Source organism: Fluviicola sp., assembly GCF_039596395.1.
Taxonomy (GTDB): domain Bacteria; phylum Bacteroidota; class Bacteroidia; order Flavobacteriales_D; family Crocinitomicaceae; genus Fluviicola.
On sequence record NZ_JBCNJT010000002.1, the window covers coordinates 239084 to 251372 of the forward strand.

Genomic DNA, 12289 nt, shown 5'->3' on the forward strand with positions numbered 1-12289 from the left:
AACAGATACTATGTGTTCTATTCTGTCCTATGTGGTTTATTTAACCACATAGGCACGTAGAAACCTGGTTTTCTTAGTTGTACTCCGGGAAGAGCTTCACCAATCCTTCTTCGCTGGCACTACAAACTCCTCTTTCGGTAATTAACGCAGTAACCAAACGCGCCGGCGTTACATCAAACCCGTAATTGCTGGCCTGGGTTGTCTCGGGGCAGATCAATACCTCATCCAACTGGCCGGTCAATTTACTCTTTCCAACCACATAGCGCACCTCGTTCTGGTTTCGCTGTTCGATCGGAATTTCCTTCAAACCGTCACGGATAGTCATATCCAGCGTAGTTGACGGAAGCGCCACGTAAAACGGAATCTGGTTATCGTGAGCCGCCAATGCCTTCAGGTAAGTACCTATTTTGTTCGCAACATCTCCTTGTCGGGTTGTTCTGTCCGTTCCAACGATACACATATCGACCATGCCGTGCTGCATCAAATGTCCGCCCTGATTGTCTACGATCAGGGTATGCGGTACATCGTGTCTGGTCAATTCATAGCAGGTGAGATTCGCTCCCTGCAGGCGCGGACGGGTTTCATCCACCCAAACATGCACCTTGATTCCTTTTTGTACCGCCTGGTAAATCGGTGAGGTAATGGTTCCCCATTCGATACAACCAAGCATTCCTGCGTTGCAATGCGTCAATATATGAACGGTTTCCCCGTTTTTTTTCTTCGAAAGTTCTTCGATCAGCGGCAAGCCGTGTACACCGATCATGCGACAGGTTTCCACGTCATCCTCTACGATTTGAGCAGCTTCATTCCAGGCTGTTTCCACTAAATCGGTCGCATGTTCCAGTTTTGCCTTCATGCGGTCTAGCGCCCAGAACAAATTCACAGCCGTAGGACGGGAAAGACGCAGATCCGCAAAAGCTTCTTCGAGATTCGCACCTTCCCTTGCAGCCAGGTATATTCCGTAAGCCGCCGTAGCACCGATTAACGGAGCACCACGAACAACCATGTCCTTGATCGCACGTTCCGCATCCTTATAGGAAATCAATTTTTCAACCACCCATTCGTGTGGCAGTTTGCGTTGATCAATAACTTCTACGTACTTGTCTTCGGTTGTCCAAATGGTTCTGAATGCGCTCATAATCTTATTTTCTGCTGCAAAATTAATCTATTTGAAGCAAACCGGGCGAGCATGAACGCATTTTCGGAGTTTCCGCAGAAGATTTAATGTGAAACCATTAATTTTTTAACCGAAGTCCCCGTTCCGGTAGAAATGTGTAGCAGGTAAACTCCGTCAGGCCAGTTCGAACAGTTGATTTTGCCGTCAGCAGACACTGTTAATTCCAATGATTCTCCGCTTAAACTGAACAATTTCACCTCGTAATCTTCCTGCATACCATCGATTGAGAATTCAGTAGCTGAAGGGTTCGGATAGATGGATAGTGCATTTTCAGGTTCATCCAGTCCGAGCGTTCCGTCAAAAGAAACATCATCCACCAAAAAACGTGTTCCGAAAGTGGGCTGGCTTTCCGGTGTAGCGGTTGCGAAATTGATTGAGATATATTCCACAGGCCTTAAATCCGTATAAACGATCGGGGCACTGGCAAAGGTGTAGTTGCTGACCGTTCCGCCCAGTGTAATGGACGCTTCACCGATCTGGAATCCGTCCACATCAAACATTTTTGCAATGGCATAGGCAGAATCCGTTGCCAGCGGGAAGTATTTGTAGTAAAAACTGAAAGATTCCGGTATCATCGGGCTTACGGGAACCGGTAGTTCAAAACCGATTGCATACGTGTCCTCGGAATGCAGGATTGCTCCTCCTGTAATTCCGATACCGGATGTAAGATTGAGTGCGTTGCGCATTTCAAGTGCGTACTGACCGGAATGTGCATCCGTTGAAGGAAGGTACAAAGCGTTGTTCGGACTGTCGAATACAATGGAATCTCCGTGTGATTCGCCGGTGGAATCGATCCAGATAACTGTCAGGAAGGCTTTCGACCATTGGCTGACGTTATTGTCTGCATTCAGTATCTCAAATCCGTTATTCGGAATTTGTGCTTTCGCTGCGAGTACAAGCATTCCCAATGCTGTAAGTGTAACTAGTTTTCTCATAAGTAGTTCCTTTTTCTGCAAGACGTCATTTCGGGACAAAACAGATGCTTCGTTCAAAGGAAAACAATGTGAACGGTATCAATGATTGATTCTGATGTTCTTATTCGAAAATGATCTCATCGAATGATGCCACAGATCGTTCCCAGGAAGGTTGCGTTTCTTCGCGCACCAATTGGATCGTTTGGAACCCGTTTGAGGCCGCAGCCTGCAGTTCTTCCGCTATATCGCTCAGGAAAAGGATTTCTGAAGGGTCCAGTTGCAACTCTTCTGCAATTTTCGCATAAGTTCCCGCTTCCCGTTTTCCTCCGGTAGTGGTATCAAAATAATGGGAAAAATAAGGCGTCAGGTCTCCCGCAATGCTATAACCGAAAATCAGTTTTTGAGCCGCTATGGAACCCGATGAGAATACGCCGAGATTGATGCCCTGTTCCTTCCAGTTTTTCAGGTTCGCCGCTACTTCCGGGTAAACATGTCCTTTCAGTTCTCCGTCGCGGTAACCGGTATCCCACAAAACTCCCTGCAAGGTTTTCAACGGTGTGATCTTCCGGTCCTCCATACTCCATTGGTGCAGTTTCTGAATGATTTCCTCATCCGTAGTGAGCGTTTCCCCGTCTTCCGCTTGGGCCAGCTGAACCGTTTCATCGAAAGCTTCTTTAACCACCAAACGGTCTTTCAAGGCAAGCAAGTCGGAAATATTGTCCCGGAAATAAGGAAACAATTCTTCGGCAACAAAAGAGATGGAAGAAGTCGTTCCTTCGATATCAGTAAGAATATATTTGGGTCTGGTAATCGTCATGACTCAAATTTACGAAGTAAAACAAAAGAAAACATGCTTTATAACATTTATTCTAATTCTTCCCGGTAAGCTTCCGGAGGAAGGGGTACCGGTTTAAATTTTACATCAATATACGACCAGATAAAATGACAGGTAAACATCCACACCAGGCAAATGTGTCCGAAGGTATTAAAGTCGCTGACCAGCCCGTCAATGATGATTGCCACGATCGATCCCCAGAAGTACGAATTGAACTTCAGTTTCGTGTTTTTGATTAGGGGCAGGAAAATATTCCAGTCGGTAATCTTATGAACATTCAGTGTTTGGATTTCCTTCCTGAACCCGATAAACTCGAAAATTAAAACGGCCCCGGCTGTTAAGATGACATGCGTCCATTCTCCGTTCCATTTCTCTATAAACTGATCAAAATCTTCCACTTTTAAAGCTTTGTAGAAAAAAGCTCCTGTTATCGCTCCCATTATTATCATGGAAATCACCAGTGCACAGGTAAACAAAAACACGTTGAAGATAAAAGTAAATACCTGCCAGATAACTACCAATGGCTGAGCCAAATCTTCGTGCCTGAGCGTTCCTTTTACAGCTGCAATAACCGTATTTTGATACGTCAGTTCGCACAAAGACAAATAGTGATTGAAAAAGAGGCTGAAAAATGAAATATTCAGGAATAAGATCGTTTGGCCGATATCCCACGACCAGTAAAAATACCCAATCAGAGTCACGATTATCCAAACACCGGTACTAACAAGTGTATAATAATCTCTCAGTAATTTCATTTATTTCTCAACTCTGAAATCGCTGAACCGCTGCTCCAGTTTCGATTCCGTGTAATGAGGCACCCATCCGCTCATATCAATGAAAATGCGGATCGCCTTCACGAACGGGTTCGTTTCTCCGGCATCGAACCAATGCTTGGTACCTTCCGGAACGGAAATCAAATCACCCTTTTCGCACAGCAAATTAAATACAGGCTCCGTTTCCAGGTTGAACCAGAACAAACCTTCGCCATCCACGAAAAAACGGATCTCATCTTCCGAATGCGTATGCTCGGCCAAAAATTTCGCACGGATAGCCTCGTAATTCTCCGTCAGCTTATTGATCGTAATCACATCCGCAGTCTGGTAACCGCCGGAATGCATGAAAGGAGTCAAACTCGATTCATATGCTTTCAGGATTTCCTCTTGGTTTGCACTGTCTTCAAACACCACATCTGCCTGCCACTGATCAAAAAAGATCCCGCGTGCATTCATGAATGCGCGAATCTTCTCAGGATCGCGCTCCGTAATATTCAAGTCCGGAATAGATAATACTGCCATACTGCAAAATTAATGAATTGCGAATTGTCAACCGCGCAGAAAATCCGTTGGAATGAAAAATTTTTGGTCCATGCAGGATTTCACAACTATGAGAACTAAACTCATCTCAAAATCAGCCTCAGAAATGTCACGTATGGGTCAAGTACGGATCAAGCCCAGGTCAAGTACGGGTATAGTATTAAAACGTTACTCCTGTAACAAATCACATTATTTTTAACAACTCAATTACGGGAACGTGGAGACCTGTGCTGTAGCAGGAATCCTGAAAAGAAGGCATAACCTCAATTAGCTCAGGAAAACAACAAAAAAAGTCGTTAATCAGCTAACAGGTCAGAAAAACAAGGTTTAAACCCTTCACACAATTGTAAAAGCTTGTAACTAAAACAATTCGCAATTCGCAATTCGCAATTCGCAATTCTCAATTCTCAATTCTCAAATTCACAATTAAACCCAAACAATCCTAAAAAAACCTAATTATTTCCGGGCGATTTAACAGATTCCTTTTTCTTTAATAGACCAATTATAAAACAAAAGAGTTATGAAAGTATTCAACAAAAGCATTCTAATGGGCGGATTAGCCGTTGGAATACTGGCAGTGTCCTCTTGTAAACCAGTTTATACATGTGGCGACCCTATTCCTGAAAAGAAACCAGGTGGAAAAAGACTTCAGACAGTGATATCCGAACGAGATTCCTTGTGTACAACACTTGCCGACCAGAAATCGGTAAACGAGCGACTTGTTTCTGATAACAAAAATCTTCAAATGAAGCTTTCAGGCCAGGAAAACATCAATGAGAACCAATCCGCGCAATTAAGCCAGCAGGAAAGAGACCTTCAGAATAAAAACAAGGATCTCCAGGAAAAAGAACGCATGCTGCGTGAAATGCAGGCAATTATTGCGCGTCAGGATGCAATGACCAAAAAGCTGAACCAGACCCTGAGAGATGCGCTGGTTGGATTTAACTCCGATGAATTGACCATGGAAATCCGTGACGGGAAAGTTTACGTTTCCATGTCCGATAAACTCTTGTTCAAATCAGGTTCCAATGCCGTTGAGCCGAAAGGAGTCGAAGCATTGAAAGCACTTGCCGATGTATTGAACAAAAACCCGGATATCCAGATCCTGGTAGAAGGCCATACGGATAACGTTCCGATCAAAACAGCCGTTTACAAAGACAACTGGGATTTGAGTGTGGCGCGTGCAACATCTATCACACGGATGATGAACGAAAAATACGGCGTTGCAGCAACGCGTATGACCGCTTCAGGACGCGGGGAATATTTCCCGAAAGCATCCAACGATACTCCGGAAGGAAAAGCAAAAAACCGACGAACAGAAATCATTCTTTCTCCGAAATTGGATGAAATTATGAACTTGTTGCAAAGTTCAGGAAAATAATAAAATTAAATGATGAACAGTGGGCATCCCGTACGTACGGGATGCCCACATTTTTTTACTGCTTTTTTTGATCAACTATACGTCCTTAACCTCTTCCTTCCCGTCCGCGTGCAACGCAAAACGCGTTTTGTTCCGGTCGTGCACCTGGTCGTATTTAGGCCATGGCCAACCACCGAATTGCGTTTGATGGTAATCATCGAATGCCTGTTTGATTTCCTCCTTCGTATTCATCACAAACGGGCCGTATTGCATTACCTGTTCGTTGATCGGTTTTCCTTGTAACAGGAAAATGCTTACAGGAGTTTCGTTCGAACTTAACTGCGTTTCAACAGCCGGATCCAGGAAAAACCCGGAATAGGATTCATAACTCTCTTCATTGATCGACAACTGGTCGCCTTCGTAGAAAAACAAACTGCGATTCACATCAGCCGATGCTTTCGGCAAAATCACTTTTGCGTGCGGTTCCATTTTGATATTGACAATCAGCACCTCGTTTTCACCCGGAAATGCCCACGAATCCGGTGGCGGACTAACTGCTTTGTGTTCACCCCAGGTTCCTGCAATCAGTTCAACCAGTACTTTCCCCTGGTCCAGTTTCAGGTTCGGGATGCTTTCACGCCACAACATCTTGAAATGCGGCTCTACCATTTTATCCTTTTTCGGCAGGTTCAGCCACACCTGGAACAATTCCAGCGGATTTTCTTCCGCTTGTGACATCAAAGGAAACATTTCCGAATGCTGCACTCCTTTTCCCGCAGTCATCCATTGCACATCACCGTTTCCATAGCGGCCCGCAGCACCCAATGAATCGGCATGATCTACCAACCCGTGACGCACCACCGTAATGGTCTCAAAACCGCGATGCGGATGTCCCGGAAAACCCGGAACCTTCTTCCCGTGATACATCCGGAATCCGTCCTTGATGATAAAATCATCGCCCATGTGGCGGCCCTTGAAATATTCCGGGTCAGGCCCCATTTGTTCATTTCCTTTCGGGAACTGGTCTTCGTGATGCACACAAAACAAGAACGGATCCTGTGTTTCCCATTGAAAGCCCAAAGGGAAAAAGCGTTTTACTGCATTCATATTCTTTTCTATTGAGGGTTCGGACGGTTCTTTTCCGCTTGCCAGCCAGGGCAATGCAAAAAGTCCTGCAGAGGCTGCAGAAAGGCGCTGAACAAAATTTCTACGTGTGACTTCTTTACTCATGAGATAAATATTTACCCGGGTACTAATTTAAATGAAATACATCCGAATTACAAAAAATAGTTGGTAAAAAGAGATAAAATCAACTGAGTAAAAAATGTTTTTGCATTTTTATAGTCAATGATAAACCACATTCCATGAACGAAGAAACGAACGAACAATACAAAATGACTGATGAAAACTTCAGGTTGTTTTACCAAAATCAATATGACCGAATTGATAAACTGGAAACAAAAAGAGAGAATCTATGCAATTATGTGCTCACTGTAAGTACAGCCATTATTGGTTTTTATCTCAGCACTAAAAATCATTCTATCCCTTACACCAATTTACTGGTTGTTTTTGTTTGTGCGGTTAATCTGATTGCAATTGTCTTTATCCGAAAAACAAGACCTTTCATAAAAATGCATCAGAAACGTGCAAGTTTAGCAAGTAAAAGCAATGCCAATGAATTCAATCGAATAAAGAAACACGTTGGAAAAGTAGATAGTGACGAAGATTTTTTCAATCGGAATAGATTGTATATATACCTTCACATTTTAATCATTCTAACAATGATCATTTTTTCTGCTATGATTAATAAATGGTGCTTTTGTCAATGAACTATCACAACAAAAAATTCAGACCGGTCAGCAATACACCAAACGGCGAAACCTCCGAAGAAACGACCTTTCATTACAAGCAAGAAGGAAATATTCTTACCTGCACTTATTCCGGCGGACAGATCAAATGTGGACAACTAATCGGGTTAGTGGATACGGAAGGAAATATTGATATACGTTATCATCAAATCAATGCCAAAGGAATATTGATGACCGGAACTTGTTATTCCAAACCAGAAATTCTTAGTGATGGAAGAATCCGATTGCATGAAAGCTGGCAGTGGACTTCCGGTGATCAATCTAAGGGAAATTCAGTATTGGAAGAAATTTGATACTATCAAATGATACTATCACTGCTGTGAAATATTTACTCTTTCACCAATTGTCGCGTAACAACAGATGATCCGGATTTGATCACGGCTACATACATTCCTTTCGGAGCGGCTGTCAGATCGATTTGATTCCCATTCTCTACCAAAGCAACGCGCTGTCCGTTTGCAGCTAAGACTTCAATGGAAAAATTACCTGCTAACTCTCCGGAAACATAGAAAATCCCATTCCCCGGGTTCGGGCTGATTTGGATATCCGATTCGGTGTTTTGTTCTTCCACATCCAATGTATTGGTTGCCAAACGTAAGATCGTTCCGTTTAATCCGCAGGAATAGCCGATCCCGTTGCCCGGAAAACAAACTGCCAGCTGGCGCGAAGAACTGGAGGTAACCGGTGTCCAGGAAGCTCCCTGGCTTGTTGATTTTAAAATGACGCTGGTATTCCCGGTATAACTTCCGCCAACTGCATAGCCCACCGAATTGTCCGGGTAGAATCCTACTCCGCTTAGGATAATTCCGGAAATATTATTGGAAGTCCAGACAGAACCGGCGTTTGTCGTGCGCAAAGTAATTGCTTCGTTCGTACCGGCTATTCCTCCCACAACAACCCCCGTATTTCCATCCGTGAAATAAATATCTGTCAATGAATGCGTATTGGTGCCGCTGGTGAGAAAATTCCAGCCTTGCCCGGCGTTGACTGTTTTCAGGATCGTTCCTCCGTCTCCAACTGCATACCCGATCAGGTCTGAAACAAAAAAGATCTTATTCAATTTAAACGAGATCCCGGTATTGGTCGGGTTCCAGGCATTCCCCGAATTGGTAGAAATCAAAATGGTTCCGTTTGTTCCCGTTACGTAAATATTCAGGCCGTTTACAAAAATCCCGGTGAGATCGTTGGTCGTTCCGGAATTCACCAATGACCAGCTTGTCCCTCCATTGGTGGTTCTGAGGATCGTTCCGTTCTTACCCACGGCAATGTAGGTAGATCCGTTCAAATACGCTACTCCGGTCAAATCATATGACGTACCCGAACCGGAATAAGTCCAGTTCAAACCTGCATCAACCGTTTTACGGATGACTCCTGCGTTTCCAACAGCAATTCCAACAGACGGACTTGAAAAGTCAATCCCGTTCAACTGCGAAGAAACTCCGCTGTTCTGAGGCGAAAAGGTTTGCCCGGTGGCAAATAACGCGGTAGCTAATCCTGTAATTAACGTCAAAAATAATTTCATATAGGTCTTTTTTGGCCAATTCTTGAATTGATATCCCTGATATCAATTATCAACGTGTGTTTCGGGCAGACGGTTGGGTGCTCTTGCTTATTTCGAAAATTTCCAGTCTACTTCGAACAGGTATTCTGCTGTTTCGAGGTGGCGTTTGGCTTCGAATAAGTTTCTTCCCCAGGCATACGTTCCGTGTTGGCGCATAATGAATGTAGGAACTGTGAGGCGGTGTTTCTGCGCTTCCAGCGTAGCTGCAAATGCCGGCATATCCTGGGTATTGTCGAAAACCGGGACTTGCACGGTTGTATCGTGTGTCTGGATTCCTTCGAAACCTTTCAACACTTCGTAACCGCTCAATTCAACGGCCTGGGAGTTCTTCATGGATTGCAACACCGAATACACCGAATGGCTGTGAACAATGCACATCATCTCCGGGAATAATTGGTACAATTTGCAATGGATCAGCGTTTCTGCCGACGGACGAATTCCTTCGTAAGCCGGAAGTGCTTTCCCTTCCATGTCCACTTCCATGAAATCAGCTGCAGAGAACGCGGATTTATCGATCCCGGAGCGGGAAACAACGATCACCTCGGGTCTTTCAGCCAATCTGAAGGAATAATTGGTAGAAGTTGCAGGCGACCAGCCTTTTTGGTGATAGGCACGAATAACGTCTGCCAGTTCTTTTTTCAGCTGTTCCATCCTATTTCTTTTCTGCTTGTTTTATCTGGTTTCGCAATTGTTTCGATGTCATGGTGCTTCCGTCCGGGCTCCATCCGGGCGGCTTGGTGATGTACAACCATTTATTCTTCAGTCCTCTTGCATTTCGAACGTCTTTGTAAATAGACACCCATTCGTGGAAAATAACGTTCGCCGGATTGTTGTCTATCTTCTTTTCGTACAATCCGAATTGAATCGGAAGATCGTCTATTTCTGCCTGGAAAGTGCCAAAAAGCTTGTCCCAGACAATCAGGATCATTCCCATGTTCTTATCCAGGTATTCCACATTGGAAGCATGATGCACGCGATGGTGTGAAGGAGTGACTAAAAAATACTCCAGTGCTCCAAGTTTCTTCACTGCTTTGGTGTGAACCAAAATCCCGTAAGTCTGGGTGATCGAATACATGATGAAAATATCGAAAGGTTCGAAGCCTAAAAATACCAAAGGAATAAACCAGATAAAGCGATAAACGGGCTGGAACACCGAAGAACGGAAACCGGTTGTTAGATTGTACTTATCCGATGAATGGTGCGTTACGTGAATGGCCCAAAAGAAGCGCACCATGTGATCGATGCGGTGGATCCAATAGAAAATAAAATCTTCCGCGATGAATAGCATAGTCCAGTACATCCACGCATGTGATTCCCAATGAACGAAGCGGTAATCAAAGAAGAATAGAAGCACGAACAGGGTTATTCCGCGCATCAGTACGTCGATTCCCATATTGGCGATCATCAGGTAAAGGTTCTGGATCGTATCTCCGACCGTATATAGCTTGCGGTTGTGCCAATTACTCAGAATAATTTCACCAAGGATCAACACCACGTAAATCGGTGTGCTGATAAAAATGATGAGTTTTTCTACGTAATCAACCATAAAAATTCCGTTTTAGAAATTCTTCGCTGTCAAAATCTGAGCCATTTCTTCCTGCAGTTTCTGAGCCTCTTTTCGTGCTTCGGAAGCAAAATCAGGAGTGTTTGAAGCATAAATAATCGAACGGGATGCATTGACCAATAAACCGCAATCTTCATTCCAGCCGTATTTAGCAACATCTTCCAGGCTTCCTCCCTGCGCTCCCACTCCGGGAACCAGGAAAAAGTGATTCGGGACCAGTTTACGCACTTCTGCAATTCCTTCGGCGCGTGTTGCCCCTACTACGTACATCAGGTTACTTTCCGATCCCCATTTGGAGCTTTTTTTTAATACTTTTTTATACAATTCCTCCCCGGAAGCATCGGTTGTAAATTGAAAATCCAAAGCGCCTTTATTGGAAGTCAATGCCAAAAGGATTACCCATTTGTTTTCAAATTCCTGGAAAGGAGTCACCGAATCTTCTCCCATGTATGGAGCAACGGTAACTGCATCACAATTCAAATATTCAAAGAAGGTTTTTGCGTAATAAGTAGACGTATTCCCGATATCTCCGCGCTTTGCATCTGCAATGGTCATACAGTGGGAAGGAATATAATCGATGGTCTTTTTCAGCGATTCCCAGCCTTTCGGACCCAATGCCTCGTAAAAAGCAATATTGGGCTTGTAGGCCACACACAAATCTTTGGTCGCATCGATAATGGCTTTGTTGAATTCAAAAACCGGATCTTCTGTCTGCAACAAATGAGCAGGAATTTTATCCAAATCGGTATCCAAACCGACACATAAAAACGATCTCTTTTCGCGAATTTGCTGAATTAACTCCTGTCTTGTCATCCATTTGTTTTAAGCCTGCAAAGATAAGAAAAAGCTTTTGAAAACTAAATTACGATCCCGGATATCCGGGATTAGTGGAAAGTAATTTACCGGAAAATTCTTCGTCCTAATTGACCACAATAGTTCGCGTATCAAAAGTCCTCGCTGAAAAATAGCCCATACATCCGCCGCTTAAGTTAGAAATCGGGTTTGCAGGTGTGGCACTGCTCGAAGAATTCACTCCCAACTGGTTGAAATACGTATGGACCGGTTTGTCGATACCGAACATATCCACACGAACCGTATCGCCCACTTCCAACTCTTGGATAAACAATGGCTGAACCACCAGGTTCCCGTCTGTGAACTGGTCGTCCTGGATGAAAATGTTGTTATTCTTTTTCCCGTTTATGTAAACATGGAACTGGTAATAATTGGCAACTCCCTGTTCATCGTAGTGCGCCGGGACCACCGAACGAAGGGTATCGGCCCCGAACGGATAAAAGACGGAATACAATCCCTGGAAAGGCTGATAAGAAGGCATCGTACTGCTTCCGGTGTAAGAAGTTCCGTCCACAACGGTTGTCAATGTGTAAGTACGGCCTTCAATTCCCGGGTAGTTCGTTAATTCGTACCAACCATTTCCTACCGCTGTAAATGTTCCTGCATTTCCATAGTTATCGATCACGGTTATGGATGCATTATCTACCGTCGGGGGAGCCGTGCTCTCATCGAAATTCTGGGTTCTGGTAACACGCACTCGTTGAACGGTATCACCTCTTAAGATAAATCCTTCGATCACCACTTTTTGCTCGGTATCGTTCAAATCCACGTCAATGACTTTTTCACAGCTTGAAAAACCCAAAAGAACGGCAAAAGAAATCCATATAATCAGTGCAAATTTCATC

General features: G+C 44.0%; 14 protein-coding genes. 3 read left to right on the forward strand and 11 right to left on the reverse strand.

Features of this window, described 5'->3' with window-relative positions:
- Nucleotides 1-73 precede the first annotated feature (73 nt).
- The 5 genes from mtnA to ABDW02_RS10205 all read right to left on the reverse strand — a co-directional run bounded on the left by mtnA (nucleotide 74) and on the right by ABDW02_RS10205 (nucleotide 4221).
- On the reverse strand, nucleotides 74-1138 hold the full coding sequence (gene mtnA / locus ABDW02_RS10185) for an S-methyl-5-thioribose-1-phosphate isomerase (protein WP_343634447.1): 1065 nt from the start codon (nucleotides 1136-1138) through the stop codon (nucleotides 74-76).
- Nucleotides 1139-1221: 83 nt separating this feature from the next.
- Complete coding sequence (locus tag ABDW02_RS10190; RefSeq protein WP_343634448.1) at nucleotides 1222-2112, reverse strand: T9SS type A sorting domain-containing protein; 891 nt, start codon at nucleotides 2110-2112, stop codon at nucleotides 1222-1224.
- A gap of 100 nt (nucleotides 2113-2212) precedes the next feature.
- Nucleotides 2213-2908, reverse strand: coding sequence for an acireductone synthase (gene mtnC, locus ABDW02_RS10195; RefSeq protein ID WP_343634449.1), 696 nt, complete (start codon nucleotides 2906-2908; stop codon nucleotides 2213-2215).
- Between the two features lie 47 nt (nucleotides 2909-2955).
- Complete coding sequence (locus ABDW02_RS10200) at nucleotides 2956-3681, reverse strand: hypothetical protein (protein WP_343634450.1); 726 nt, start codon at nucleotides 3679-3681, stop codon at nucleotides 2956-2958.
- The gene (locus tag ABDW02_RS10205; RefSeq protein ID WP_343634451.1) at nucleotides 3682-4221 is read right to left on the reverse strand and encodes a cupin; all 540 of its coding nucleotides are present in this window, start codon (nucleotides 4219-4221) and stop codon (nucleotides 3682-3684) included. It lies immediately after the preceding gene.
- A 538-nt stretch (nucleotides 4222-4759) separates the two neighbouring features.
- Between ABDW02_RS10205 and ABDW02_RS10210 the strand changes: the two genes are divergently transcribed.
- Nucleotides 4760-5620 (forward strand): OmpA family protein, encoded by an 861-nt coding sequence (locus ABDW02_RS10210; protein WP_343634452.1) that lies wholly within the window; start codon nucleotides 4760-4762, stop codon nucleotides 5618-5620.
- Between the two features lie 75 nt (nucleotides 5621-5695).
- Here ABDW02_RS10210 and ABDW02_RS10215 read toward each other — a convergent pair whose 3' ends face one another.
- Nucleotides 5696-6829, reverse strand: a complete 1134-nt coding sequence (locus tag ABDW02_RS10215; protein WP_343634453.1) for a pirin family protein — start codon at nucleotides 6827-6829, stop codon at nucleotides 5696-5698.
- Between the two features lie 134 nt (nucleotides 6830-6963).
- Here ABDW02_RS10215 and ABDW02_RS10220 point away from each other — a divergent pair, with 134 nt between their 5' ends.
- Both ABDW02_RS10220 and ABDW02_RS10225 read left to right on the forward strand, forming a co-directional pair.
- Entirely contained in the window at nucleotides 6964-7428 is a 465-nt protein-coding gene (locus ABDW02_RS10220) for a hypothetical protein (RefSeq protein WP_343634454.1), read from the forward strand.
- Nucleotides 7425-7760: a n-acetylglutamate synthase gene (locus ABDW02_RS10225; RefSeq protein ID WP_343634455.1), complete on the forward strand. Its 336-nt coding sequence runs from the start codon at nucleotides 7425-7427 to the stop codon at nucleotides 7758-7760. Before ABDW02_RS10220 ends, ABDW02_RS10225 begins: the two co-directional genes overlap by 4 nt.
- Nucleotides 7761-7795: 35 nt before the next feature.
- Here the strand turns inward: ABDW02_RS10225 and ABDW02_RS10230 are convergent, their stop codons facing one another.
- The 5 genes from ABDW02_RS10230 to ABDW02_RS10250 form a co-directional block, all read right to left on the reverse strand.
- Entirely contained in the window at nucleotides 7796-8989 is a 1194-nt protein-coding gene (locus ABDW02_RS10230) for a T9SS type A sorting domain-containing protein (protein WP_343634456.1), read from the reverse strand.
- Between the two features lie 87 nt (nucleotides 8990-9076).
- Nucleotides 9077-9679 (reverse strand): methylthioribulose 1-phosphate dehydratase, encoded by a 603-nt coding sequence (mtnB, locus tag ABDW02_RS10235; protein WP_343634457.1) that lies wholly within the window; start codon nucleotides 9677-9679, stop codon nucleotides 9077-9079.
- Nucleotide 9680: 1 nt separating this feature from the next.
- Nucleotides 9681-10574, reverse strand: a complete 894-nt coding sequence (locus ABDW02_RS10240; protein ID WP_343634458.1) for a sterol desaturase family protein — start codon at nucleotides 10572-10574, stop codon at nucleotides 9681-9683.
- Between the two features lie 12 nt (nucleotides 10575-10586).
- Nucleotides 10587-11405, reverse strand: a complete 819-nt coding sequence (gene pyrF / locus ABDW02_RS10245; RefSeq protein WP_343634459.1) for an orotidine-5'-phosphate decarboxylase — start codon at nucleotides 11403-11405, stop codon at nucleotides 10587-10589.
- 106 nt (nucleotides 11406-11511) lie between these two features.
- Nucleotides 11512-12288, reverse strand: coding sequence for a DUF4249 family protein (locus ABDW02_RS10250; protein WP_343634460.1), 777 nt, complete (start codon nucleotides 12286-12288; stop codon nucleotides 11512-11514).
- Nucleotide 12289 lies beyond the last annotated feature (1 nt).